Annotated in this window: 1 pseudogene; it reads left to right on the plus strand. The window is 57.1% G+C overall.

The window, feature by feature from the left end:
• Nucleotides 1-164 precede the first annotated feature (164 nt).
• A pseudogene (locus EOE18_RS18275) lies at nucleotides 165-378 on the plus strand (ATP-binding protein); the annotation flags it as partial.

Below are 378 nucleotides of genomic sequence, written 5' to 3' on the forward strand. Positions count from 1 at the left end.
TACATCAACGGCTTCTACAACCCACGTAGGCGCCATTCATATCTGGGCGGCATCAGCCCCCTCGCATTCGAGGCCAAGGTGGCATAGTGAGATAGGTGACCGGCACAAAGCCGTTACAAGTCCAGACTCTACATCAGAATGAGGGAACTTTCGGGGGGCAGGTCAAGATCAACGAGGCCCTGGTGCGCCAACTCCACCGTGGAGACTTCATGGACAGTGCCGACAATGTGGTGCTGATTGGCGGGCCCGGTACCGGCAAAAGTCACATTGCCACCGCACTTGGCGTCCAGGCTGTCGAGCATCACCGCAGAAAGGTACGCTTCTTCGCCACCGTCGATCTGGTCAATGCGCTGGAACAGGAAAAAGCGGCCAACAAAG

The sequence above is a fragment of the Novosphingobium umbonatum genome (assembly GCF_004005905.1).
Classification (GTDB): Bacteria; Pseudomonadota; Alphaproteobacteria; order Sphingomonadales; family Sphingomonadaceae; genus Novosphingobium; species Novosphingobium umbonatum.